Origin of the sequence: Thiobacillus denitrificans ATCC 25259 (genome assembly GCF_000012745.1) — a bacterium.
GTDB lineage: Bacteria > Pseudomonadota > Gammaproteobacteria > Burkholderiales > Thiobacillaceae > Thiobacillus > Thiobacillus denitrificans_B.
Genome location: NC_007404.1, coordinates 1757912 through 1781496, shown reverse-complemented (window position 1 = coordinate 1781496; position 23585 = coordinate 1757912). Strand labels below are relative to the sequence as shown.

Below are 23585 nucleotides of genomic sequence, written 5' to 3'. Positions count from 1 at the left end.
TTGGTCTGCAAATGCCACTATCGGCGCGCATTGCCCAGCGCCGCACCTCATGTGAGAAAAGCGCCGCCAGCAAATTGAAGCGGTGCAAGCGTCGTTTGCAAGCGCTCTTGCAAGCCGTCCGCGTGCCATCCCATCCAGCGATTGTGCTTTTGCGTGCACCCGTGCCAGCACGGTAAGCATCGGTATCGTTGCCGCTCGCGGGCCGCTTTTCGGCTGGCGGGAAAAACGCCGCTTGCAAGACAAAAGCGGTGCAACAGAAAAATTATTTTTCCGATGTTGCGTTTTTGATACGCGTCTCGCTATGCCAGTGCTGGCGCGGTCTTCACCCCCGCGTCTGTTTTTTGCCATCCCGAAAAGTTTCGTACCTTACGTAAGATACGAAATCAAGTTATTGATTACAAAAGGAATTGCTTGCGTTCGAGCGCCGGAAGCACAAAATTGAGCTGTGCCGCGAGGGCAAGCGGCGAAATCAATCGAAAGGCGAAAATGCAAGCAAAATCCATCACGATCCGGGTAAGTTCTCCGGAATTCCAGACACTTGCGGTGCAAGCGGATGAACAGAAAACGACCGTCACGGCTCTGTGTACCGGCATGGTTCGGACAGCGCTGCAAGCCAAAATCGAGGACGACCGACTAGCAGCGCTTGAAAACCGGGTGCTGGCGGTGCTGGCGGAAATCAAGAAAAAGGTTGAGGCGTTGGAGGTGGCCGAATGAGCATTCCTCCTACCCCCACCCGCGACGATGGCGGCCTCGGCAGCCGTAATTTGCTCCTGGAAATTTTTCCGACCGTTGCCCGCGTCCTGGTCGAGCTCCCCCGCGAGGACCAACGGCTAGTCAACTGGCAGAGGATGTCGTGTCCCGCCAGGTTGGAGATCGAACAAATTGTCGGGCAAAGGGTTGAGTGGATCACGACGCTCAAAATGCACGAGCAGTTTGTCTGGCTGGCCAAGCTGATGGCCCACGCGCTGGAGCTTGCCGACGAGGTCCACCAGCTCGACGGAAAAGCCGCCCTGGACTTCGCCGCTGGTTTCGTTCAGGGCGAACTTTCAGCCCATGACCTGTTTGGCGGCCCGGAAATCGAAGAGCAAGCGCTGGCCAGCGCGATCGAGCAATCCCACTTGCGCGCGGCCCAGCCCTTGCCATTCGTCAACGGTTTCCAGGCCCGCCGAGACCAACGCCGCGCGGCCGCAGCGGACGGGAAGGAAGGCGCATGAAGCGGTTGTCTCTCCTGATATACGCGGCGCTGACCTTCCCCCAGCTGGCCTTTGCCGGCGCCTGTAGCACCACAGGACAGGCGATGCAGCAAAGCGCCAGCGCTGGCCTCGACAACGCGCTGAACGACATCTATGCGAAGGGCGATCAGCAATCCAAATCGGTTGCCGACGCTCAATCCTGCCTGGAGAAATATTCCCAGTACCAAATCGGTGCCACGGTAAACGTCCCGGATCTGGACCTCGGCAAATTGGGCGACGCGCTGAAAAAGCAGGCCGAAAGCCGGGCCTGTCAGGTGATCGACAACACCATCGCGGGCGCCACCCGCAATACCAATGTGAGCCTGTCAGGCGGATATGGCGGCGGGGTCACGGCTGGGCAGAACGCGGGGGTCAATGTGAAGCCGACCGCGCCCACTTCATTGATCGATCGTGTCATGGGGATTTTCCGGTGAGCAAAAACAAACTGTTTCGCAGTCTGGCTGTGGCCGGCCTGCTGTCGTGTTCAATGGCTGCAAACGCGGCCTACCCAGTGATCGACGCCTCTGTACTCAATGCCGTGAATACGGCGCGGACCGATATTGTCCGGATGCTGAAGTCGATCAACGACACGATCCAGAAGACCGCGAAAAACATTCAGGACAACGCAATCCAGGTCGAGCGCGATTCCAACGCCCTCAAAGCCGAGCAACAGCGCGGCGAACGATCGCTTCCCGAAAACCGTTGCGCCACGGGCGGCGTGGCCGAGGCAGTTGGAGCCGCGGGAAGTTCTGTAGTCAGAAACACCCGCGCCTATGGCGGTGCCGGCGCCTACGGCGGCCGCAACGCTAGGAATCCACTCGGTGGCGACAGGGGCCTTGAATCCAGGGTGAACGAAGCCCCGCACTCGCAGGCCGCGGCCGCGGCAACGGTGCTCGAAACGCACGCCAGCTACTGCAATTCGCGCGATGCAAGCGAGTACCCGAACCTATGCAGAGGCGCAGCCGCACTGCCCGACGCCGACGTCCAGGCCGCCAGTCTGTTTTATGGGGCCGGCAGCAAGAGGGACGAGCGCAGCTACACGTTCAACGCCAGGCAGATCGACGCGGCGATGGCGTACCTGAAGAACGCGAACGACAGCATTCCTCCTAATCGCCTGACCGCGGCCGACGCCCGGAAGCCTTCCGGCCGTGCCTACCTGGCACTGCAAGCCGGCCTGGCGGCCAGCACCTCAATGGCGTATTTCCCGAGCGAGCTGGCTCTCGCCGAGCGTACTCCGCTGAGGGGCACCCAGGACGTGCTGCGCCTGCTGGAAAAGTCGAGTGCCTACCCGTCTGGCGGTCGCGGATTCGTTGATGCAAACGATTTCCCTGACGGTGTGTCGCGGATGGACCTGTTGCGCCTGGACGTGGCGCGCCGCTATGAAAACCCGAAATGGTATGTGGACGTGTCGGGCAATCCGGATTCGATCCAGAAGGAAGAGATCTTCATGCGGGCCTTGGCGCTCAACATGCAGTTCCGCCAGATCGAGCAGATGGAGCGGATCGAAGTGCTGCTGGGCCAGCTCGTCGCCCGTGACGTGAACCGCGACCTCAAGCCGCGTCTGCAAGCGCAGTACCAATCTATCAAGGTGACCAAATGAAAAGTCTTCTGCCCTTCCTCTCCAATCCCGGAGAGTGCCATTTCCTGACTATCGGTGGCGGCGTCGGCAGCGGCAAAACCCAGAGCATCCGTCCGCTGCTGCGCGCTGCGCGAGAGCGGTGCGACCTAAAACCTCAACCTCAGCAAGCGCGCAAGACCGCCAAATGACCGGCCAGGCGACCCGCAAAAGCAATCAGCCCACCGGCGCCGATCGCTGGGGCGCGCCGCTCTTTCTGGGCGGCCTGGCTGGTGCGCTGGCCGCTGCCGGCCTTTACCTGGGCGGCTGGGGGTGGGTATTACAGTCTCAGGGCTTGGGCTTCCACGTCGAACCCGCGCTGCATCATCTTCTTCCCGGTCGGCAGCTGGGAGATCGCCTGCACGACAAGACCGTGGCCTTCATGCAGGCCGAGCACCCCGCTGCCCTGAAAGCCCTTGAAGTCGGGCCGCAGATCGCCGGCCTGCTGGCGGGTGGGCTTGTGTTTTGGATGGTGTACGGCGATGTCGTCATTGCGACCCAGGACCGCCATATCCGAGGCCGGCGGCGCCTTAAAGGAGCGGCGGCACTTGCAGCGTGGGTGAAGGACGAAGGGGAGGCGGCGGACGGATTGCGTATCCATCCCAAGCTGCCCCCCATCTCGAAATCCCGCGAGACCCGCCACATCCTGATCGTCGGCGGCGTCGGCAGCGGCAAAACACAGACGCTGCTTCCTTTGATGCGCGCCGCGCGCGAGCGGGGCGACAGGGCGATTATTTTTGACTTCAAGGGTGACTTCACCCCCGATTTTCCGTCATGCACCGCGCGGCACAAGGGACGTGCGATCGAGGTTGAGGACGTGATTTTCGCACCATGGGATAGCCGATCCACGCTTTGGGCTGTTGCGCGTGATGTGGACACCTTGTCTGCCGCGCGCGAGTTCGCCGCGCGCATGATCGTCGAGCCCGGCGGGGGTAGCGGCTCGCCCATGTGGGCAAACGCCGCGCGGCAGGTGCTGGTCGCTTGCCTCGTCGAGTTGCAATCAACCAAGCCAGGCGACTGGGGTTTTGCCGACCTGGTTGCGGGACTCACTCGCCCGGTTGACCAGTTGACCGAAGCGGCCAGACGCTACTTCCCCGAGGCAGTGAAAGCGCTCGGCGACGGCCAGCAGAACGTCACGACAGCCGGCATTCAGATCAATCTGATGTCTTACCTCGCGGTCATCTTTGACTTGGCGCGAGCTTGGCCTGGGCCTGGGATTTTTAGCATTCGTGAATGGCTCACCGAGGTTGGGGCGCGGCGCGTAAAAACCGTGATCCTCCAGCACGACGGGCGCTTCGAGACCCTTGCCCGCGCTTTCAACAGTGCCGTACTTGGGCTCGCCGGCCAGTTGATCAAGTCCAACTTGGTTCGTGATTCGAAGGAAAGAAAACTTTGGTTATTCCTGGATGAGTTCCCTGAGTTGGGGAAGGTGGAAACGGTCCTCTCGCTTGCCGCGGTCGGACGTAGCAAGGGAATACGAGTGGTACTCGGTTTACAGGACATCAGCCAGGTTAAAAAGATCTATTCCGAGCACGATACAAACTCAATTGTCTCGATGGTTGGCACCCAGGTTATCGCTCAAGTCTCCCCGGGGGAGACGGCCAAGTACATCGCGGAAAATCTGATCGGCGATCGCGACCTAGAGCGGCTTGGCGTGTCTATAACCAGCGGTGCAGGACGCGCTCCCGGAATTTTCACGTCTGGTGGCAATCGCACATCGAAATGGGAGGATAAGCGCGAGCTGGTGGTGTTGCCCAGCGAACTCTTGCAGCTTGGCCCTGATCTTGATTTGGGCGGCGTCAAAGTGTGGATGTCGGGGATTGGCGAGGACGTGCTTGAAGTCCTGATTCCGTTTTCCGATCCCAACCATTTTCGTCCGTCCAGCGTGATCGCTGACTGGACGCGCTACCCGAATCAGCCGATTGCGCCTGCTGTTGCCACCCCTGCGCAGGAACCATCTCAGCCCGTGCCCTCATGGGCTGAAGAAGCAGCAGAGGCAGACGTCGCGCCGTTACTAGTAACGCCAACTTCACCAGCAGTAACGCCAGTCGCGAATCCCTGGGCGGACGACATCGACGGCGACGAAGCCGGCGAAGGCGAAGAGTCTGCGCCTGCTCCCGAGACCACGACCGCCACCGATCCGCTGGCCTTCCTTGACGACGGCGAGTCCACAGAAAAAACGGCAGCCGCTGAGTTCGAAACCCGCATGCTGCCCATTGCCACCCCACTGTCCAGCCAACTGGCCGACCAGGCCAAGGAAGAAGCGACGGAAAGCATTGCGGGCGAGCTCGCTCAACAAGTCGGCATCGCAGCGCTGCCATCAGGCATCGCCGAAATCGCCCACGCCGTGGAAATCGCGGACACGCTCCTCGACCTTGGCGCCAGCGCCGCCATGCCGCCGACCGAGGTATTACCAGTAACGGAGGCCGGGGTTCAGCCTCCACGAAAGAAAAAAATCCGCCTAAAGAAATCCGCCACAGCCCAGCTTGAGGAGAGTATCTGATGCTATCAGTTTCAGTCATTGGTGCCGGCAGCGAAGCTGCTGGCTATGCCGCCTATCAAGAAAATGAAGTCGCTGCGGCGCAGCGTGAGGACTACTACGCAGGGGAAGGCGACGTTGGCCGCTGGGTAGGTAAAGCGGCGCAGGAAATGAGTCTGGCGGGCGAACTTAAGCCAGGCCAACTGCTGGCCGGCCTACAGGGATTCCACCCCGAAACCGGCGAGGCGCTGTCGAAAAACGCGGGCGAGAAACATAAAGGCGGCTGGGACCTGACGTTCTCGGCTCCGAAATCGGTCTCTTGTGTCTGGGCCGTGGCCGATCCTGAAACACGCGGCGCAATTGAAGACGCACAGAATGCCGCCGCAGCACGAGCCCTGCAATTCCTGGAAGAATCCGGCGCGTTCACCTCACGCAGCCGGAACGAGCCAGGCCCCGTGGAAGGGGTGGCCGCCGCTATGTATCAGCATGGCACGAGCCGCGAAGCGGATCCTCAGCTTCACACCCACGTTGCCGTCCTCAACGTGCAACCAGACGGCACCGCGATGGATTTCGACACCCGCTGGAAGATGGCCGCGGGCGCGGTTTACCGGGCCGAGCTGGCTGCCGAAATGCAGAAGCTGGGCTTGCGCGTCGAAGCAGACGGCAAGAGCTTCCGCGTCGTTGACGTGCCGGCAGCGGTCGAGAAAGAGTTCTCGACCCGCCGCGGGCAGATCGAGGAAGCCCTTGCCGCCAAGGGCTTGAAGTCAGCCAAGGCCGCCGAAGTAGCCGCCCTGTCCACCAGGAAGGGAAAGGAGCCGACTACGCGAGATGAGCTCTTTGCCGACTGGAAAACCCGCGCCGCCGAGCACGGATTTAGCCTGGAATCGATCCAGGCCTTGCGCAATGCGCCGCGTCAGCAGGCCGAGGAACTCGACCTCGACGAGATCCTCGGCAAACTGACAGAACAGGCCTCCACCTTCACCCCTCAGCAGTTGGCCGCAGCCGTGGCTGTCGAGATGCAGGGCAGGGGCGGCGCGGATGCAATCCAGAAAGCGTTACGCGACCTGACAAAACATCCCGACCTCGTCCGTCTCGAATCCGACAAGCCGCGCCACCTCATGCGCGGCGAGCCGACCGAGACCCGTTACACCACGCGCGAAATGCTCGGAATCGAGCAAGGCATTCTCGACAAGTCCATGGCCCGCCAGACCGACATGAGTCATCGAGCCGATATCGCCGCTGCCATCGCAGCGCGTCCGACAATGACGGACGAACAGAAAGCTGCGCTCAAGCATGTCTGCGAAGATCCGGGCGCGGTCAAAATCATCGAGGGTATGGCCGGCACCGGCAAGTCATATCTCATGGATGCGGCGCGCGAATCGTGGGAAGCGGCAGGCTTCGAGGTGGAGGGAGCAGCCTTAGCAGGTAAGGCCGCCTCTGGCTTGGAAAGTGGCGCTGACATCAATTCGAAAACGATCCACTCGCTGCTCTTCCAGCTCGACAGCGGCCAGCGCCAACTTCATAGCAAATCAATCCTCGTGATCGACGAGGGCGGGATGGTGGGAAGCCGTCAGCTCGCGCGTGTGCTGGACCACGTCCACAAGGCCGGCGCCAAGGCTGTGATGGTGGGTGACTCATGGCAGCTCCAACCGATCGACGCCGGCGGCGCGTTCCGCCTTCTCTCCGAACGATTGGGCTCGGCCCGGTTAGAAAACATCGTTCGTCAAAAACATGAGGTAGATCGTCGGGTCGTGCGCCTTTTTGCGGATGGCAAAGCCGCCGAGGCCCTTGAGTCAATGCGCGAACGCGGGCTTCTCAAGACCGCTGAAACCCGGGCGCAGGCCATGCAGGAGATGGTGCGCGATTGGGCGCAGGCACGCGATCCATCCAAGCCTGGTGAGTCGATCATGTTGGCCGCCACTCGCTCCGAGGTTGCACATCTCAACAACTCAGCTCGCCAGATTTTGAAAGCCGAAGGGCGCTTGGCTGGTGGATTGCAGGTGCCAACCGCCGGTGGAATGAAGGAGTTTGCCGTTGGTGACCGGATCATTTTTGGGAAAAATAATTCTGTCTTTGGAGTAAAAAACGGCGAGCTCGGCACGGTTGAATCCGTGCGTTTCAACAAGACGGGGCAGGTGGAAATAACCGCGCGCCATGACAACGGCAAGGCGGTCAAATTCACAGTCGGTGAGGAAAAGGGCCAATTTGAGGTTTTCGATTATGGCTACGCCATGACCGTCCACAAGGCGCAGGGCGTGACCGTTGATCGCGCCTTTGTTCTTCCTTCCGATTCGATGTCGTCGAGGGAATGGACCTACGTCGCCATGTCACGCCATCGCCTTGAGGCGCGGATGTACATCACGCGCGATTCAGTTGAGGCCCTCACCAAGACAATGAGCCGGGCGCAAGGCAAAGAAACCAGCCTGGACTTCAAGCTTGCCGCCACCTCGGAAAAAACCGACGCGCCAGAATCGACTACAAGCCTCGATCGCGAGGCGACCGAAGCCAGCACCTCGACCCAAAAAGAAAACGCGCCGCAAGCCCTCGACGCCGTCTCGGTCTCGCGCCACGTCGCGGACAAGGCTGTCGATTCCGCCGGCCTCAGCGACAAACAGAAACACCAGGTCAACAAAGTGCTGGACGTCGCCGAGCTCGCCGCGCACATCAAAACCGGCAACCTGGCGGGCGCCGTCAGGAAGGCCGAAGACGTTCAAAAACACATTCACGACGAGGGCCTCGCACCATGAACAAATCCGCTGCGCTTCTCCATGTTCTCGCCGGCCTGGCCGTGTCCGGCTTGGCGCTGGCCGCGCCTGATCCAGCCTCGATGCTGGCCGCCGCTGAAGGTGGTGATGAGAGCCTGAAACTCATCCAGACCGTTTTCGGTAATCCCGGTGGCCTGTTCCCCTCGGCTGGCGGCCCCATGCCGGGCGGCGAGATCTTCTCGTCGATTTTCACGAACCTCAACATCATCCTGTTCTCGCTCGGCCTGGCTTGGCTGTCGTACGGCGTTGTGGCTGGGTTGGTGCAGACTGCGCACGAGGGCGAATTTCTCGGCAAGCGCATGAGTACCACGTGGGTTCCCATCCGCCTGACCGTCGGCATTGTTACGCTCGTTCCCTTCGTGAAGGGCTGGTCGATCGCCCAGCTCTTCGTCTACCTCATGGCCGTGCTAGGCATTGGCGCCGCGAACCTCACCGTCCAGGGGTTCGCGAGCAGCGTCAATCAGCTGTCCGCCAGCGCCACGCAGTACACGGCCCCGGCGTCGACGGCCGTCGATCCAAAGACCCGCGAGGCTGTTGAGAAAATGCTGAAGGTCGCGGCCTGCGTCGAGAGCCACAACTTCGAGCTAGCGGCCGGCGAGGCGAACGGCGCGCTGCAATACGAGCCGCAGCAATACGCCACATGCCAGAAAATGGCAGGCCGCATGGTCTGCGGCATCACGGCTGAGCTGCCCGACGAATTCGCCTGCGGCTCCGTCTCCTTTCCCACCGCGAAGGCCGACGCAGGCAGCAACAAGAGCGATCCGGCGATGGCTGCCATCGCCACGTCCGTGGCCATGGCCCAAGAATCGGCCGGGCTTGAGGCCTTCAAGGAGACGCGGACGCTGGCCCATGAACTGGCCCAGGCTGCCGCCACCGGGGCCGACTTCGCGGGCGTCGGCCAGCGCGTCGACGACATCGCCAAGGCCTACCAGGCCGGTCTTGTCCAAGCCGTCGCCGCGCACGAGTCGCAAATCCAGCAACGTGCGTCCGAAGCGCTCGCCAAGGCGGGCAGCATGGAAAAGGGCGGTTGGGTGTCGCTGGGATCCAGCTACAAAACACTCTCCAGTGACCTGTCAGCGTTCTCGCAGATGGGTCAGGGTGTCGCCGAGGTGCAGATCGAGGAAGGCCGCGCGCAAGGCGAGTTCATGTCCCGCCTGTCCGGCGCCTGGGCCGGCATGGAGGACTTCGCTGAGAGGCTCACGAGCGAAGGCGAGGTGTGGCGCTGGCTCTCGAACAAGATCAACGCCGGAATCGCTGGCATCGGTAATGACAGCGGCCTGGTGAATCCTCTCGTGGTCGCGCAGAAACTCGGCGATACGACCATTGGCGCAGGCCAGGCTGTCTTCCTGGTGTCGAAGATCCCGGTCGTGTCCACGGTGCTCTCGAAGGTTCCTGGATTCGACAGCCTCACCACTATCGGCCAGGTTCTCTTTTGGACCGGTGCCTTCCTCTCCATCTACGTGCCGATGATTCCCTTCATCGCGTTTTGGTCGGGAATCGTCACGTGGCTGGGCACGCTGGCCGAAGGCCTGGTGGCTGCCCCGCTCTGGAGCTTTGCCCACCTCGACACCGATGGCGAAGGCCTCGGCCGACGCACGGAATACGGATACATCTTCATCATGCAGGTATTCCTGCGACCGGTGCTGATGGTGATCGGTTTCGTCGTTGCATCCCTCGCCATGCTGGCCTTGGGCACGTTGCTCCTCAAGCTCTACACGCTCGCGTGGGAAACCGCGGGCTACCAAAACTTCGACGTCGGCGCGGTGGTGCTGGTAGTCGGCGGCGTGATGCTATTCGCCGTGCTGTTGGTCAGCCTCGTTCAGGGCGCATTCAACCTGGTCTCCTACATTCCCGATCGCGTGCTGGGCTGGCTCGGCGGCTATGTCGGGGAAGGACTGGGCCGGCAGCAGGAGGCCCAGCACGAGGGCAAATTCCAGTCCGCGGTGCTCGCGGGAAAAGCCGCAGCGAAGCTGTAAATCAACGAAAAGGGGATGAAAAAAATGGATCAACAAACCGCTGAATCGATTATGTACGTTGCCCGCTTGCACTTCGAGACGATGGCGCGGGAGCGCAAAGCAAAAGCCCTCGATCGCATTAAGTGCCAACGGTTTTTCTCGCCGATCGCCGCACCTATCGACGAGGCCACGGCAGCGTTCATCCGCCACATCGAAGCTCCCGAACTAGAGCCTCAGCCTGCCGACGAAGCCGGCGACCTGGACTGGCTGTTCGACTCGCTGGATCCCATCAGCTGCCGGCCCGAAGAGCTTGACCGGCTCTATCTCCATTGCCGACGCGCTGGCGATGTTGAGCGGGCCGCGTACCTGATTGGGTGCCGCGACGTGCGCATGCGCGTGTCGTTGCTCGAAGGCACCGACGAGTGGCGCGCACTTGAAAACGTCGCAAATCAGTCGGAAATCAGTTCCCCGAGCTTGGTCGCCTCGTGACGGCTTGAGCAATCAGTCGGAAATCAGTCGCAAATCAGTTGTTGTGCCTGAGCCTGCCGACGGTGCCGGTCAGGATCAGTCGCAGAGAAGTCGCAAATCAGTCTTTACATGAAAGGAAGGACTATGGAAAAAACACAGGGCAAATCGTTCGACCTCGCCGTGACTAGTAACGAAGACCACAAAGTCGACGGCGTGTACGTGCAAGCGGGCGACGGAACACTCCAGGCCTCGGAGGACGAGGGTTGCATCGAGGTGTGGGGCTGGCCTGGCCCCTGGAATAACATGGCGGGCCGGGAGTTTCGGGGTAGGTACGAGCTGAGCATCGGCCGATATTTGCATCTGCTGGAGGAAATGAAATCGGACGGCGTTAACTCATGCCGTGAAGTGCTGGCGGCCATCGCTGATAAGGCGATACAAGTTACTGCGTAAACGATCAAATCCTTGACGATCTATGCGCGCCGCACTTGTCGCCGTCCTGCTGGCCGCTAGCTCGGCCGCACTCGCGGATTTCTCCGGCACCGTCGTTCGCATCGTCGACGGCGATACGCTGGACGTCCTTGTACAAAACCGCCCTGTACGCGTCCGCCTGGCTCAGATCGATGCGCCGGAGCGCCGGCAGGCGTACGGGACACGCGCCCGGCAAGCCTTGTCCGCCATGGTGTTTCGACGGGTGGTCACCGTGTCCGATGCCGGGGCAGATCATTACGGCCGCCGGCTAGGCACCGTCTTCGTCGCCGGCATGAACATCAACGCTGCGATGGTTGATCGCGGCATGGCGTGGGCTTATCGCCAGTACCTCAGGGACCGTTCACTGATCGGGTTGGAACAGCAAGCCCGCGCTGAACGTCGCGGCCTCTGGAACGATCCTGCGCCGGTGACACCTTGGTTTTTCCGCGCTCACCCTTTCCCCTGAAAAGCGTTGGCGGTCTAGGCGAGTTAGTGTTTCAGCGCACCTTTTCACACGAATGAACAGCAACCAGGCGGCAGCACTTGTGGCGGCCGGCCGCTTATTGCAGTCCCGCGCCTGGCTAGGCGGTGGGATAAAAATCACGCGTGCTCAGGGTGAGACTTATCCGCAGGCGGTCGCTCGTGCCATCAGCACGCTGGACGATGGCGAACGCGGCCACTTGCGCGAACTGGTGGCTTGGGTGCTTGACTATGAGCGATTCGTGGTCGGCTCGACCGGGACACCTATGTCTAAAGCCCTGAGCTGATCAACTATCGACTTGAGGAGGCGATCTACTACGGTTCTAACTTCTGAGTTGACTGATGGCCTTAGTCGAATAAGGTAGAACGCTCTGCTCCAATCCCCAAGTCCCGCGTGGCGAGCCGTGCTAACAATCACATCGTTGAGCACAGGCAGAATTTCGTCATACAGTTCCTCATGTGCTCTTTGCGCGAATTCGGCAAATCGGTCGTCTTGGATCGTCTCCGGGTGAAACGCCATCTCAATGAGATTAACAATATTCTTTCCCCGCAAGCGAAATGCGAGGAATGGGTTGTGTTTCGCGACCTCCGTCAGGGCTTTGTCAAATCGGTCTGCTAAAGCGGGGTCTTTTTGCAGCGGTGCCGGGAGCGCGTTTTTTATCTGGAATATTGCTGACGCCGGCAACTGAATGTGTTTGGCAAGCTCGTCAAACAGGAAGCGATTTCCAATCATCGAGTGGCGGAGTTCAAGTAACTCGGCGAGCGCGAGGCGAACAGCCTCCCTGTGGCTTCCTCTCTTCCGTAGGAGATGACTCCCCTCACTCAGAAACCAGCCGAAGATCAGTGTAAGAACGGGTAAGAGCTGGTCGAGCTGGTCGAATGTCATACGTCAGTAGCTGGCGATAAAAAGGAATACAGTCTAATTCGTGTCCGCTGCCATGGCTCAAAATCTCGCTGCTCCCGCCGACAGGCGGAACACGCCGAAGGCGCCCCTAAAGTCCCAGCTTTTGACTTGCCACGCCGACAGGCGTGGCGGGCAAGGCTCACCCTGCCAATTGCCGAGTGCCCGAATACTTGGCAGGCTACCGTCTGCATTTCGCCCCATCCAGGAGGAGGACCACCGTGCCGTTCGATCCATCCCAGTATTTGCTGCCCGTAGATGTTGCGACCGGCGCGCCGACCTCACAGGAGGGCATGCTCCTCCTCGCCTATCGCGGTATTGGCGTTATCGCAGGTCAGGGCAAAGGCGCGTATTTGACGCTTGCGAATGCCATTCGCTGGAATGAAATGGAAGCTGAGGATTCAGATGGATTTGAAAAGAAGTTCCGGGAATCGCTGGCGGATGAACTGAAGAAAATTCAAAGCGAGGACGAGAACTTTGTGTACTCGGCAGAGCTGAGGTTCCTTTGGAGCAAGGTCTTCCCAGAGGCGGCGCGCGCCCTTCTGAAGTCGAAAAGTAGCAAGGTGGAGCCGAAGGTTAGGGAGGCCATTCGCAGTGCTCTCGAGCCCTGACGCGACACCTTTCTAACCCAGCTTCTTCGCCAGATCCTCGGCCCGTAGGTGCGTGTACCGTTTGAGCATTTGTAAGGTCTTGTGACCGGTGATGCTGGCGACTTCCATGCTGTCAAACACGCCTTTCTCAAACAGGCGCGAGGTGGCCTCGTGCCGCAGGTCGTGGATCCTCAAATCCTTGATCCCCACCTTCTCTTTCGCCCGACCCCAAGCGCCGCGTAAGGCGGAAGCCCCAATGGGGAGAACGGGGCCCTTATGAGGGCGGGGGAGGGCGCGCAGGACCTTGATTGCCGCCCTGGATAGCGGCACGCGCCGGCCCTCGCCATTCTTGGTGTCGCGCAGCTCGGCCACCCTGTTTTTCAGATCCACGTCGTCCCACGCCAGGCCAAGCAGCTCGCCTCGACGCATGGCGGTCTCGATGCCGAGGCGAGCATAGGCACCGGCGTAGGCGTTTTCCTTGTCCAGTTCAGCAAGCAGCGTGTCGGCCTCACCCGGTTCTAGGCGGCGATCGCGAGCCTTGCCGCCGGCAGGAAGTTCCAGGCTGGTGATCGGGTTCGATACCTTCAGCCGCCAGCGCTTTGCGGCCGTATTGAAGACGTGTGAAAGGAGGGCGCAGTATTTGCGCTGACCTGGAGAGGCCACGCCGTCAGCCTTGAGATCGCCAAGGAACTCGGCCACATCGTCAGCACTGATGGTGTAGATACTGAGCCCGGCGATGCGGTACCGCTTCAGCTTGCCTATCCGGTAGCGCTCGGATGTAGCGCTTTTCTTCCCCGAGGTGACTTCCGCTTCATACCGATTGAGCAGCCAGCCCAGGCTTGAACTGGCCGCCTCGGTCTTCTTGATGCGGCTCTCCAGCACCCGCTTGAAGTCCGGGTCAATGACGCTTGCTGCTTTTTTGCTGTCCCGGAAGGCGCGAGCCTCTGGCAGGGTGTCGAAGGTTTCCACGACGGCATGGCCGCCAAACATCATCTTTACCTGGTAGCTGTACTCCCCTCGCCGGTAAATGTTCTTCTCGACCTTGACCCCATCGCGGGCTTTGGCCGTAGGTTTCCGGGTTTTTGCATTCACGCTAGAATTCATGGCCTTTAGTTTTCTCGGACCCCCGGATTTTCCCGTATTTTCCCGAAAATTCGAGTGGTGATTTTTTAATTAATTGTAATTAAAGCGAAAAACCAAAACGGCAGTTGCCTTTAGGTTCCAGCGCCGCAAGGCGTGGGGGTTCGAGTCCCCCCTTTCGCACCATCGACTTCAACATCAGTTCTCCGCTATTTCAACCAATTCAGCCAGGAAGTCTCATGCAAGGAAATCTTGAAGTTCTCGAAGGTCTGGCCCGGCGCCTGGACATCAGCGTGCCTGTGGATCAGCTGGAAACCGAGGTGCAGAGCCGCCTCAAGCGCTTGGCCCGCAGCGTCAAGATGCATGGCTTCCGGCCTGGCAAGGCACCGCTCTCGGCGGTCGCGCGCCAACATGGCGCCGGCGTGCGGCAGGAGGTCCTGGGCGAGACCCTGAAGACGCGCTTCGGCGAGGCCGTGCAGACGCACCAGCTCAGAATCGCCGGCTATCCCCGGTTCGAGCCCAAGGCCGACGCGTCGGCAGCGGCGGAAATGACCTTCAGCGCGAGCTTCGAAGTCTACCCGGAGGTGAAAATCGACGCCCTCGATTCGGCGACGCTGAACCGCCCGGTCGTCGAGCTCGGTGACGCCGACGTCGCCAAAACCCTCGAGGTGCTGCAGAAGCAGCGCCGCACCTTCGCCACGGCCGCGCGTGCGGCGGCCGAGGGCGATCTGGTCAAGTTCGACTACCAAGGCACCGTCGACGGCGCGCCTTTCGAAGGCGGCCGAGGCGAGGATTTCGCCGCGGTGATCGGCGAGGGCCGTCTGCTCAAGGATTTCGAACAGGCTCTGGTTGGCCTCAAGGCCGGCGACAGCAAGGGTTTTGACCTCACCTTCCCTGCCGAATACGCGGCCCGCGAACTCGCCGACAAGACCGCGCATTTCGAGGTGCAGGTGAAGGAAGTCCAGGCGCCGGTACTGCCGCCGGTCGATGCGGAATTCGCGGAGGCGCTCGGTGTCGAAGATGGCGACGTCGAGAAACTCAAGGCCGAAGTGAAGTCAAACCTGGAGCGCGAAGTCAAACGCCGGGTCCAGGCCAAGCTCAAGGAGCAGGCGATGGAGCTGTTGCTGCAGAAAAGCACGCTCGATCTGCCGCGCAGCCTGGTCGAAATGGAAATGGATCGCCTGCGCCGCATGACCGAAGCCGACATGCAGTCGCGCGGGGTTCAGTCGATGAAGCTTAGTGCCGATATGTTTACCGGGCAGGCCGAACGGCGCGTCCGCCTCGGGTTGATCCTTGCCGAGATCGTGCAGGCGAACAAGCTTGCCGCCCAGCCCGAGCAGATACGTAGCCTGATTCAGGACCAGGCCCAGAGTTACGAGGAGCCGGATCAGGTGGTCCAGTGGTACTACCAGAGCCCGGAACGGATGCAGGAGATCGAGTCCCTGGCGCTCGAGGAGAACGTGGTAGCATGGGTCGCAGATCAGGCTACCGTGGTAGATGTGGCAACCTCTTTTGACGAACTGATGGGACGTGCCTGATGCTATATGATTTCGAACGGACCGCCCCCGAACCGCAGGGGCTCGGCCTGGTGCCGATGGTGGTCGAGCAGAGCGGTCGGGGCGAGCGCGCCTACGACATTTACTCCCGCCTCCTCAAGGAACGGGTCATTTTCCTCGTCGGGCCAGTGAACGACGCGACGGCCAACCTGATCGTCGCGCAGATGCTTTTCCTCGAATCGGAAAACCCGGACAAGGACATCTATCTGTACATCAACTCGCCGGGCGGATCGGTGTCCGCCGGCCTCGCGATCTACGACACGATGCAGTTCATCAAGCCTGACGTGTCGACGCTCTGCATCGGCCAAGCTGCGAGCATGGGCGCGTTCCTGCTGACCGCAGGCGCCAAGGGCAAGCGTTACTGCCTACCCAACTCGCGCGTCATGATCCACCAGCCTCTCGGCGGATTCCAGGGCCAGGCGTCGGACATCGAGATCCATGCCAAGGAAATTCTCTATTTGAAAGCACGACTGAACGGCATGCTCGCGAAGCATACCGGCCAGAGTCTCGAAGTGATCGATCGGGACACCGATCGCGACAACTTCATGAGTGCCGAGGACTCGGTGAAGTACGGGCTGGTCGACAAGGTCCTGACCAGCCGCAACGAAGCAGGCAACTAGCAAGGAAACTTCATGGCGGACAAAGGCTCGGGAGACAAGCTCCTTTACTGTTCCTTCTGCGGCAAAAGCCAGCACGAGGTGCGCAAGCTCATCGCGGGACCGTCGGTGTTCATCTGCGACGAATGCGTCGAACTGTGCAACGACATCATCCGTGAGGAGATCCAGCAGGCCGATAGCCAGAAGGGCGCAAGTTCCGATCTGCCGACGCCGCACGAGATCAGCGGCATTCTCGACCAATACGTGATCGGGCAGGGCCAGGCGAAGAAGGCCCTGGCGGTCGCGGTCTACAACCACTACAAGCGCCTGCGCAGCAGCTCGGGAAGCGGCGACGTCGAACTGGCAAAGAGCAACATCCTGCTGATCGGGCCGACCGGCTCGGGCAAGACCCTGCTCGCGCAGACGCTCGCACGCCTGCTCAACGTTCCCTTCGTGATCGCCGACGCGACGACGCTGACCGAAGCGGGTTATGTCGGTGAAGACGTCGAGAACATCATCCAGAAGCTGCTGCAGAAGTGCGATTACGACGTCGACAAGGCGAAGCAGGGCATCGTTTACATCGACGAAATCGACAAAATCTCGCGCAAGGCCGACAACCCCTCGATCACCCGCGATGTATCGGGCGAGGGCGTGCAGCAGGCCCTGCTCAAGCTGATCGAAGGCACGACCGCGTCGGTGCCGCCGCAGGGCGGGCGCAAGCATCCGAACCAGGAATTCGTCCAGGTCGACACCAGCAACATCCTGTTCATTTGCGGCGGCGCGTTCAGCGGGCTCGAGAAGGTGATTCGCGGGCGTACCGAGAAGGGCGGGATCGGTTTTGGCGCACAGGTCAAGAACGTCGACGAGAACAAGCGCGACGCCGAACTGCTGCATCAGGTCGAGCCGGAGGATCTCATCAAGTACGGGTTGATCCCCGAATTCGTCGGCCGTCTGCCGGTGGTTGCGACGCTCGACGAACTTGACGAGGCGGCGCTCGTGCAGATCCTGACCGAGCCGAAGAACGCCCTGACCAAGCAGTTCGCGAAACTTTTCAAGATGGAAGGCGTCGATCTTGAATTCCGCGACGATGCGCTCAACGCGATCGCCAAGCGCGCGCTGCTGCGCCGCACCGGCGCGCGCGGCCTGCGCTCAATCATCGAGCACGCGCTGCTCGACACCATGTACGACCTGCCTTCGCTCAAGGGCGTGAGCAAGGTCGTCGTCGACAATGCCCTCATCAGCGGCGAAGGCCAGCCTTTGCTGATCTACTCGGAGCAGGGTGACCAACCGCTCGCGGCCGGAGCCTGATCGATGATGGCCGACGGGGAACCAGTCGGCCATCTTGAATTCCAAACTATGCCCCCCAACTGGGACAAGCGTGGTTGACATGCCGCGCGTCCTTTCCCCAACCCTTGCCAGGAAATCATGATGAGCGACAACGTATCCACGGAAGAGATCGATCTGCCACTGTTGCCGCTTAGGGACGTGGTGGTGTTCCCGCATATGGTCATCCCCTTGTTCGTGGGGCGGCCGAAGTCGATCAAGGCGCTGGAAACCTCGATGGAATCCGGCAAGAGCATCCTCCTCGTCGCGCAAAAAACGGCAGCGCAGGACGACCCGACCCCCGACGACCTCTACGACACCGGCAGCGTCGCCACCGTGCTGCAGATGCTGAAACTGCCCGACGGTACCGTGAAGGTGCTGGTCGAAGGCAATCAGCGCGCGCGCGTGCTCAACGTCGCGGATACGGGCACGCATCTGAGCGCGCGCGCGCGCATCCTGCCCGCGGAAGGCGAGGAGTTGGTCGAAGTCGAGGCGATGCGTCGCGCGCTCCTCACCCAGTTCGATCAGTACGTCAAACTGAACAAGAAGATCCCGCCGGAAATCCTGACCTCGCTTTCGGGGATCGACGAGGGCGGGCGCCTGGCCGACACCATCGTCGCGCACCTGCCGCTCAAGCTCGAGCAGAAGCAGGAAGTGCTCGAGATGATCGGCGTCAACAAGCGGCTCGAGCATCTGCTCGGCCTGCTCGAGGGCGAGCTCGACATTCTCCAGGTCGAAAAGCGGATCCGTGGCCGCGTCAAGCGGCAGATGGAGAAGAGCCAGCGCGAGTACTACCTGAACGAGCAGGTCAAGGCGATTCAGAAAGAGCTCGGCGACATCGAGGAAGGCGCTGAGCTGGAAGAGCTCGACAAGCGAATCCGGCAGGCGAGCATGTCCAAGGAAGCCGAGGCCAAGGCGCTCGGCGAACTGAAGAAGCTGCGTATGATGTCGCCGATGTCGGCGGAGGCGACTGTGATCCGCAGCTACATCGAAGCCATGGTCGGGCTGCCGTGGAAAAAGAAAACCAAGATCAGCAAGGACCTGGCGAAGGCCGAGAAAGTGCTCGATCAGGATCACTACGGTCTCGACAAGGTCAAGGAACGCATCCTCGAATATCTCGCCGTGCAGCAGCGCGTCGACAAGGTCAAGGCGCCGATCCTGTGTCTGGTCGGGCCGCCCGGTGTCGGCAAGACCTCGCTCGGGCAGTCGATCGCGCGGGCGACCAACCGTAAGTTCGTGCGCATGGCGCTCGGCGGCGTACGTGATGAATCCGAGATCCGCGGCCACCGCCGCACCTACATCGGATCGATGCCCGGCAAGATCCTGCAGAGCCTGACCAAGGTCGGCGTGAAGAACCCGCTATTCCTGCTCGACGAGGTCGACAAGATGGGACAGGACTTCCGCGGAGACCCGTCGTCGGCCCTGCTTGAGGTGCTCGATCCGGAGCAGAACCACACCTTCCAGGATCACTACGTCGAGGTCGAATACGACCTGTCGGACGTGATGTTCGTCGCGACCGCGAACTCGCTCAATCTGCCCGCGCCGCTGCTCGATCGGATGGAAGTGATCCGCCTTTCGGGTTACACCGAAGACGAGAAGATCAATATCGCCGAGCGTTACCTGGTGCCCAAGCAACTCAAGGTCAACGGCATCAAGGACGGCGAGCTTTCGATCGCCGAGTCGGCCATTCGTGACATCGTCCGTTACTACACGCGGGAAGCCGGCGTGCGCAGCCTCGAGCGCGAAATATCCAAGGTCTGCCGCAAGGCGGTCAAGGCGCTTCTGCTCAAGCGGCAAAGCACGAAAATCGCCGTCACCTCGCGCAACCTGGAGAAGTATCTCGGTGTCCGTCGCTTCAGCTTCGGGGTCGCGGAGAAGAACAACCAGGTTGGACAGGTCACGGGCCTTGCCTGGACCGAGGTCGGCGGCGAACTGCTGACGATCGAAGCCGTGGCCCTGCCCGGGCGCGGCAAGATGACGACCACCGGCAAGCTCGGCGAAGTCATGCAGGAGTCGATCCAGGCTGCGCTCTCGGTCGTGCGGTCGCGCTCGCGCAAGTTGGGAATCCAGGAGGATTTCTATCAGAAGCGCGATATCCACATCCACCTGCCGGAAGGCGCGACGCCGAAAGACGGCCCCTCGGCCGGCATTGCAATCTGTACGTCGATGGTCTCGATCCTCACCGGAATCCCGGTGCGCGCCGATGTCGCGATGACCGGCGAGATCACGCTACGGGGCGAGGTGCTGCCGATCGGCGGGCTGAAGGAGAAGCTGCTCGCCGCGCATCGTGGCGGCATCAAGACGGTGTTGATCCCGCAGGAGAACGTCAAGGACCTCACCGACATTCCCGACAACATCAAGAACAAGCTCGACATCCATCCCGTCAAGTGGATCGATCAGGTGCTCGAACTCGCGCTCGAACATGTGCCCGAGCCGCTGAGCGAGGAATCGGAGTCGGAAACCCCCGCGATCGCGGTTTCCGAGGAGGGCGGCACGGCCGCAAGGGCGCTGAAACACTAGGTTTCCCGCGACACATCGCCACGAATCCCGCGCCAGTCGCGGGATTTTTCATTGAGGTCCCCGGAAAACCGCTTGACACAAGGTTTTTCACGTTGCTATAAAAGCGGCCACAGGGCTTTCCTGTGACATAGAGTGAAGGGGACAACACGTGAATAAATCAGAATTGATCGACGCCATCGCCGACTCGGCGGATGTTTCAAAAGCCGCCGCCGGCCGCGCTCTCGAGGCGACCGTCGACGCGGTCAAGAAGGCCCTCAAGAAAGGCGACATCGTGACGCTCGTCGGCTTCGGCAGCTTCTACGTCGGCAAGCGTGCGGCGCGCAGCGGCCGCAATCCGCGCACCGGTGCGTCGATCAAGATCAAGGCGGCGAAGGTGCCGAAATTCCGCGCCGGCAAAGGACTGAAGGACGCGCTCAACTGAGAAATAAAAGTCGCGGACACTTGGCAAGGCCGAAATTTGTCTTGTATAATTTTGGTCTTTGTCGGGTGCTTAGCTCAGCTGGTAGAGCGTCGCCCTTACAAGGCGAATGTCGGGGGTTCGAACCCCTCAGCACCCACCAGCCGAGTAAGAACAAGCAGCAGGCAGTCGAGTTTGTGCAGTACATGGAGTGGTAGTTCAGTTGGTTAGAATACCGGCCTGTCACGCCGGGGGTCGCGGGTTCGAGTCCCGTCCACTCCGCCAACACCAAAAAGGCGAACGCGAGTTCGCCTTTTTTCATTTCGGCGTGTTTTCGTCCGGGGAGGGCGAGACGCCGGGTGCAAAGTGCGCGAGAATTCGCCTGACCCAATTTCCGGAGTAGAAACAGTGCTGGAAGCAATCCGCAAGCATGCAAAGGGCTGGCTGGCCAAAGTCATTCTCGGCCTGATCGCCGTGACGTTCGCCCTCTTCGGCATCGACTCCTACATGTCCGGGGATCGCAGCGGCGGGGTGGTGGCCGAAGTCGGCAAGGTGGGGATCACGCGCGAAGAATTGACGCGCGAAATCCAGGCGCAGAGCGATCGCCTGCGCGAGTCGCTCGGGCCCGCATTCGACCCCTCGATGACCGAAACCGCCGCGTTTCGCAAACAGGTGCTGGATAGCCTGATCGAGCGCAAGGCCTTGCTGCTCGAAGCCGAGAAGCTCAAATTCCTCGCGCCGGATTCCTACGTCGCCGCCGCGATCGGGCAGATTCCCGCGTTTCAACAGGACGGCAAGTTCTCGCCGCAGCGTTATGAAGCGATCCTCCGGCAGAACGGACGTACCCCGGCGTCCTTCGAGAACGAACTGCGCCAGGCGTTCATGCTGGAGGGCGTGACGAGCCCGGTGACGCTCGCCGCCTTCAACGCGACTACCACGCTCGAGCAGGTCGCGCGGCTGGTCGCGCAGCAGCGCGAAATCTCCTGGGTCGATCTGCCGGTCGCCAGCGTCGCCGACGAGGTCAAGGTGACCCCGGCGGACGTCGAACGCCATTACGCCGCCAACAAACCGGCCTTTACCGAACCCGAACAGATTCGCGCCGAGTATGTCGTTCTCGATGCGGCTGCACTCGTCGCCGGCATCAGCGTCAGCGAACAGGCCGTCCGCGACTACTATGCGGCGAATGCAGCGCAGTTCGGTCAGCCCGAACAGCGCAGCGCGAGTCACATCCTGATCGCGGCCGACAAGGACAGCGACGCGGCCACTCGTGCCAAGGCCAAGGCGAAGGCGACCGCGCTGATGGAGACTCTGCGCAAGCAACCCGAGCGTTTCGGCGAATTGGCGCGCAGCACCTCGCAGGATCCGGGGTCGGCGGAGCAGGACGGGAGCCTCGGCAGCTTCGGTCGTGGCATGATGGTCAAGCCCTTCGAGGACGCCGTCTTCGCGATGAAGCCGAAGGAAATCCGCGGCCCCGTCGAGAGCGATTTCGGCTATCACATCATCCGCCTGGACAGCATCGAGCCGGGCAAGGCGGCGCCGCTCGCCGAAGTCCGCGCCGCGATCGTCGACGAGTTGCGCAAGCAGCAGGCGCAGAAGACCTTCGCCGACCTTGCCGACAACTTCAGCAATCTCGTCTATGAAAATGCCGAGTCGCTGCAGCCCGCCGCGGCGGCTGCCAAACTCACGGTCCAACAAAGCGGCTGGATGAACGCGAAGGCAGCACCGCCGCCCTTCGACAATCCGGCGCTCTCGGCCGCACTCTTCAGCCCCGAGTCGATCAAGTCCAGGCAGAACACCGAGGCGATCGAGATCAAGCCGGGCACGCTCGTCGCCGCCCGTGTCGTCGAGCACCGCGCCGCCCGGCTGCGGCCGCTGTCGGAAGTGTCGGCCGAGATCGAGCGGACGATGCGCGCGGAACAGACCGCGCAGCTGCTTGCGAAAAAGGCCGAGGCGACGATCAAGTCCCTGCAGGACGGCAAGGAGTCGGGTCTCGACTGGACAGCGTTTCAGGTCGTCGGTCGCCAGCCCGGCGCGTCCCTCGACGCGGCGGGTGTCAAGGCCGTGTTCCGCGCGAATGCTGAGAAAACGCCGGCGTATACCGGGTTTGCGCGACCCGACGGGTCGTATCGCATCGTGCGCGTGACGCGCGTGGTCGAGCCTGCGTCGCTCGATCCCATGCTCATGGAGTCGATCGGGTCGGGCGTCATGCAGGCGCAGCAGCGCGCCGACATGAAAGCCCTGATCGCGCTGGTGACCGCCGGCCACAAGGTCAAGATCCAGCCGAACGCGATCGAGGGCCGGGAAGACTAAAAAAAACGCGCCTTCGGGCGCGTTTTTTTGGGGCTTTAGCGGCTCACGATTCGGCGCCCGCCGTCGAATTGAATCCGGCATCGACGTAGGTGATTTCCCCGGTGATACCCGACGCGAGATCCGAGAGCATGAAGGCGACGACGTTGCCGACCTCGTCGATCGTGACGTTGCGGCGCAGCGGCGCGTTCTTCGCAACGAGATCGAGCTTCTCGCCGAAGTTGGCGATGCCGCTCGCGGCGAGCGTCTTGATCGGGCCCGCCGACACGGCGTTGACGCGGATTCCCTTGGGGCCGAGGCTTTGCGCCATGTAGTAGACGCTGGATTCGAGGCTCGCCTTGGCCAGGCCCATGACGTTGTAGTTGGGGACCGAGCGCACTGCGCCGAGATACGACAGCGTCAGCAGCGCGGCCTGGCGGCCTTCCATGAGCGGCAGCGCAGCCTTGGCCAGCGCGGCGAAACTGTAGGAACTGATGTCGTGGGCGATGCGGAAGTTTTCGCGGGTGACCGCTGAGAGGAAATCGCCGGCGAGCGCCTCCTTGGGGGCGAAGGCGATCGAGTGAACGAGACCGTCGAGGCCGTCCCAACGCGTGCCGAGTTCCGTGAACAGCGCGTCGATCTGCTCGTCGCTGCCGACGTCGCATTGAAACACCAGGTCGGAACCGAACTCCTGGGCGAACTCCGTCACGCGATCCTTGATACGCTCCCCCTGGTAGGTGAAGGCCAGCTCGGCGCCCTCACGCTTGCACGCGGCAGCGATGCCATAGGCGATCGAACGGTTGGATATCACACCGGTGATCAGCAAGCGTTTTCCTGCAAGAAATCCCATGATGGTCTCGAAGCGAAGAGTTGA

Annotated in this window: 21 protein-coding genes and 3 tRNA genes; 21 read left to right on the top strand and 3 right to left on the bottom strand. The window is 61.4% G+C overall.

What is annotated here, in order from left to right:
* Positions 1–486: 486 nt before the first annotated feature.
* From TBD_RS14820 to TBD_RS08425, 11 genes are all read left to right on the top strand, one after another.
* Positions 487–714, top strand: a complete 228-nt coding sequence (locus tag TBD_RS14820; protein ID WP_148203030.1) for a hypothetical protein — start codon at positions 487–489, stop codon at positions 712–714.
* Positions 711–1214, top strand: a complete 504-nt coding sequence (locus TBD_RS08465) for a hypothetical protein (RefSeq protein WP_011312202.1) — start codon at positions 711–713, stop codon at positions 1212–1214. Before TBD_RS14820 ends, TBD_RS08465 begins: the two co-directional genes overlap by 4 nt.
* A complete protein-coding gene (locus TBD_RS08460; RefSeq protein ID WP_011312201.1) occupies positions 1211–1666 on the top strand; it encodes a hypothetical protein in 456 nt (151 codons plus the stop codon). Before TBD_RS08465 ends, TBD_RS08460 begins: the two co-directional genes overlap by 4 nt.
* On the top strand, positions 1663–2832 hold the full coding sequence (gene traW / locus TBD_RS08455) for a conjugal transfer protein TraW (protein ID WP_011312200.1): 1170 nt from the start codon (positions 1663–1665) through the stop codon (positions 2830–2832). Before TBD_RS08460 ends, traW begins: the two co-directional genes overlap by 4 nt.
* On the top strand, positions 2829–2999 hold the full coding sequence (locus tag TBD_RS14815) for a type IV secretion system DNA-binding domain-containing protein (RefSeq protein ID WP_148203029.1): 171 nt from the start codon (positions 2829–2831) through the stop codon (positions 2997–2999). Before traW ends, TBD_RS14815 begins: the two co-directional genes overlap by 4 nt.
* Complete coding sequence (locus TBD_RS08450) at positions 2996–5350, top strand: type IV secretion system DNA-binding domain-containing protein (RefSeq protein WP_011312199.1); 2355 nt, start codon at positions 2996–2998, stop codon at positions 5348–5350. The genes TBD_RS14815 and TBD_RS08450 overlap by 4 nt, the downstream gene beginning before the upstream one ends.
* Positions 5350–8073 carry a MobF family relaxase gene (gene mobF / locus TBD_RS14295; protein ID WP_011312198.1) on the top strand — a complete coding sequence of 908 codons (2724 nt, stop codon included), beginning with the start codon at positions 5350–5352 and terminating at the stop codon, positions 8071–8073. The genes TBD_RS08450 and mobF overlap by 1 nt, the downstream gene beginning before the upstream one ends.
* Positions 8070–10067 (top strand): DotA/TraY family protein, encoded by a 1998-nt coding sequence (locus TBD_RS08440; RefSeq protein ID WP_011312197.1) that lies wholly within the window; start codon positions 8070–8072, stop codon positions 10065–10067. The genes mobF and TBD_RS08440 overlap by 4 nt, the downstream gene beginning before the upstream one ends.
* 15 nt (positions 10068–10082) lie before the next feature.
* The gene (locus TBD_RS08435) at positions 10083–10535 is read left to right on the top strand and encodes a hypothetical protein (RefSeq protein ID WP_011312196.1); all 453 of its coding nucleotides are present in this window, start codon (positions 10083–10085) and stop codon (positions 10533–10535) included.
* Positions 10536–10658: 123 nt separating this feature from the next.
* On the top strand, positions 10659–10964 hold the full coding sequence (locus tag TBD_RS08430) for a hypothetical protein (protein WP_041432593.1): 306 nt from the start codon (positions 10659–10661) through the stop codon (positions 10962–10964).
* A gap of 22 nt (positions 10965–10986) precedes the next feature.
* On the top strand, positions 10987–11448 hold the full coding sequence (locus TBD_RS08425; RefSeq protein WP_011312194.1) for a thermonuclease family protein: 462 nt from the start codon (positions 10987–10989) through the stop codon (positions 11446–11448).
* 243 nt (positions 11449–11691) lie between these two features.
* On the opposite strand, the gene TBD_RS14290 is transcribed toward TBD_RS08425, so the two are convergent.
* Positions 11692–12348: a hypothetical protein gene (locus TBD_RS14290; RefSeq protein ID WP_049750234.1), complete on the bottom strand. Its 657-nt coding sequence runs from the start codon at positions 12346–12348 to the stop codon at positions 11692–11694.
* A 236-nt stretch (positions 12349–12584) separates the two neighbouring features.
* Between TBD_RS14290 and TBD_RS08410 the strand changes: the two genes are divergently transcribed.
* Entirely contained in the window at positions 12585–12974 is a 390-nt protein-coding gene (locus TBD_RS08410; protein WP_041432588.1) for a hypothetical protein, read from the top strand.
* Between the two features lie 12 nt (positions 12975–12986).
* On the opposite strand, the gene TBD_RS08405 is transcribed toward TBD_RS08410, so the two are convergent.
* Positions 12987–14045, bottom strand: a complete 1059-nt coding sequence (locus tag TBD_RS08405; RefSeq protein ID WP_202943201.1) for an integrase — start codon at positions 14043–14045, stop codon at positions 12987–12989.
* A 96-nt stretch (positions 14046–14141) separates the two neighbouring features.
* On the opposite strand from TBD_RS08405, the gene TBD_RS14810 reads away from it, so the two are divergent.
* From TBD_RS14810 to TBD_RS08365, 9 genes are all read left to right on the top strand, one after another.
* A tRNA-Ser gene (locus TBD_RS14810) sits at positions 14142–14219 on the top strand.
* Positions 14220–14272: 53 nt separating this feature from the next.
* On the top strand, positions 14273–15571 hold the full coding sequence (gene tig / locus TBD_RS08400; RefSeq protein ID WP_011312190.1) for a trigger factor: 1299 nt from the start codon (positions 14273–14275) through the stop codon (positions 15569–15571).
* Positions 15571–16209: an ATP-dependent Clp endopeptidase proteolytic subunit ClpP gene (gene clpP, locus TBD_RS08395; protein WP_011312189.1), complete on the top strand. Its 639-nt coding sequence runs from the start codon at positions 15571–15573 to the stop codon at positions 16207–16209. The genes tig and clpP overlap by 1 nt, the downstream gene beginning before the upstream one ends.
* 12 nt (positions 16210–16221) lie before the next feature.
* Positions 16222–17493, top strand: coding sequence for an ATP-dependent Clp protease ATP-binding subunit ClpX (gene clpX / locus TBD_RS08390; protein WP_011312188.1), 1272 nt, complete (start codon positions 16222–16224; stop codon positions 17491–17493).
* A 117-nt stretch (positions 17494–17610) separates the two neighbouring features.
* Positions 17611–20028, top strand: a complete 2418-nt coding sequence (lon, locus tag TBD_RS08385) for an endopeptidase La (RefSeq protein ID WP_011312187.1) — start codon at positions 17611–17613, stop codon at positions 20026–20028.
* A 148-nt stretch (positions 20029–20176) separates the two neighbouring features.
* Positions 20177–20449: an HU family DNA-binding protein gene (locus TBD_RS08380; RefSeq protein WP_011312186.1), complete on the top strand. Its 273-nt coding sequence runs from the start codon at positions 20177–20179 to the stop codon at positions 20447–20449.
* Between the two features lie 63 nt (positions 20450–20512).
* Positions 20513–20588: transfer RNA gene (locus tag TBD_RS08375), tRNA-Val, on the top strand.
* A 45-nt stretch (positions 20589–20633) separates the two neighbouring features.
* Positions 20634–20710: transfer RNA gene (locus TBD_RS08370), tRNA-Asp, on the top strand.
* A 123-nt stretch (positions 20711–20833) separates the two neighbouring features.
* Entirely contained in the window at positions 20834–22735 is a 1902-nt protein-coding gene (locus tag TBD_RS08365; RefSeq protein ID WP_041432586.1) for a SurA N-terminal domain-containing protein, read from the top strand.
* 43 nt (positions 22736–22778) lie between these two features.
* Here the strand turns inward: TBD_RS08365 and fabI are convergent, their stop codons facing one another.
* A complete protein-coding gene (gene fabI / locus TBD_RS08360; RefSeq protein ID WP_041432584.1) occupies positions 22779–23561 on the bottom strand; it encodes an enoyl-ACP reductase FabI in 783 nt (260 codons plus the stop codon).
* Between the last annotated feature and the right edge of the window lie 24 nt (positions 23562–23585).

Excerpts from the sequence above, each read along its gene's own strand:
- TBD_RS14820 (WP_148203030.1), top strand. The coding sequence starts at position 487 with ATGCAAGCAAAATCCATCACGATCCGGGTAAGTTCTCCGGAATTCCAG.
- TBD_RS08465 (WP_011312202.1), top strand. The coding sequence starts at position 711 with ATGAGCATTCCTCCTACCCCCACCCGCGACGATGGCGGCCTCGGCAGC.
- TBD_RS08460 (WP_011312201.1), top strand. The coding sequence starts at position 1,211 with ATGAAGCGGTTGTCTCTCCTGATATACGCGGCGCTGACCTTCCCCCAG.
- TBD_RS14815 (WP_148203029.1), top strand. The coding sequence starts at position 2,829 with ATGAAAAGTCTTCTGCCCTTCCTCTCCAATCCCGGAGAGTGCCATTTC.
- TBD_RS08450 (WP_011312199.1), top strand. The coding sequence starts at position 2,996 with ATGACCGGCCAGGCGACCCGCAAAAGCAATCAGCCCACCGGCGCCGAT.
- mobF (WP_011312198.1), top strand. The coding sequence starts at position 5,350 with ATGCTATCAGTTTCAGTCATTGGTGCCGGCAGCGAAGCTGCTGGCTAT.
- TBD_RS08440 (WP_011312197.1), top strand. The coding sequence starts at position 8,070 with ATGAACAAATCCGCTGCGCTTCTCCATGTTCTCGCCGGCCTGGCCGTG.
- TBD_RS08435 (WP_011312196.1), top strand. The coding sequence starts at position 10,083 with ATGAAAAAAATGGATCAACAAACCGCTGAATCGATTATGTACGTTGCC.
- TBD_RS08430 (WP_041432593.1), top strand. The coding sequence starts at position 10,659 with ATGGAAAAAACACAGGGCAAATCGTTCGACCTCGCCGTGACTAGTAAC.
- TBD_RS08425 (WP_011312194.1), top strand. The coding sequence starts at position 10,987 with ATGCGCGCCGCACTTGTCGCCGTCCTGCTGGCCGCTAGCTCGGCCGCA.
- TBD_RS14290 (WP_049750234.1), bottom strand. The coding sequence starts at position 12,348 with ATGACATTCGACCAGCTCGACCAGCTCTTACCCGTTCTTACACTGATC.
- tig (WP_011312190.1), top strand. The coding sequence starts at position 14,273 with ATGCAAGGAAATCTTGAAGTTCTCGAAGGTCTGGCCCGGCGCCTGGAC.
- clpP (WP_011312189.1), top strand. The coding sequence starts at position 15,571 with ATGCTATATGATTTCGAACGGACCGCCCCCGAACCGCAGGGGCTCGGC.
- clpX (WP_011312188.1), top strand. The coding sequence starts at position 16,222 with ATGGCGGACAAAGGCTCGGGAGACAAGCTCCTTTACTGTTCCTTCTGC.
- lon (WP_011312187.1), top strand. The coding sequence starts at position 17,611 with ATGATGAGCGACAACGTATCCACGGAAGAGATCGATCTGCCACTGTTG.
- fabI (WP_041432584.1), bottom strand. The coding sequence starts at position 23,561 with ATGGGATTTCTTGCAGGAAAACGCTTGCTGATCACCGGTGTGATATCC.